At 51.1% G+C, this 319-nt stretch carries 1 protein-coding gene; it reads right to left on the bottom strand.

The window, feature by feature from the left end; genetic code table 11:
- Nucleotides 1–319, bottom strand: a 319-nt coding sequence (locus tag A6E04_RS20875) for an Ig-like domain-containing protein (RefSeq protein WP_139078929.1), incomplete at both ends; no start/stop codon positions are given.

Here is a 319-nt window from a genome sequence, read left to right as displayed (position 1 = left end):
TCATGGTCACCACATCGTTTTCACTGATGTCGCCACCCGTTGCGGTACCTGTGACCGCAATAGTTTGTCCGCTTTCTTCCGCGTTAATCACGTCATCTGCCGTGATTAACGCCACCGTTACGGTACCTGCATATGCAACCAGATCGACCGTATGAGTTGATGTTACTGTGCTGTTTACTTCGTTGCCCGCCGCGTCCGTTGACACCACGCTTACCTCAAACTCGGTGTCGTTGGCTAGATCATTACCCGCGACATCGACACTCCAGTTGCCATTTTCATCAACCGTGGTTTGGTAATCGGTACCATTGATGGTCATGGT

It is taken from the genome of Aliivibrio logei (genome assembly GCF_001691055.1).
Taxonomy (GTDB): domain Bacteria; phylum Pseudomonadota; class Gammaproteobacteria; order Enterobacterales; family Vibrionaceae; genus Aliivibrio; species Aliivibrio salmonicida.
The sequence above is the reverse complement of the archived record's forward strand: the minus strand, read 5'-3'. Positions and strand labels throughout refer to the sequence as shown.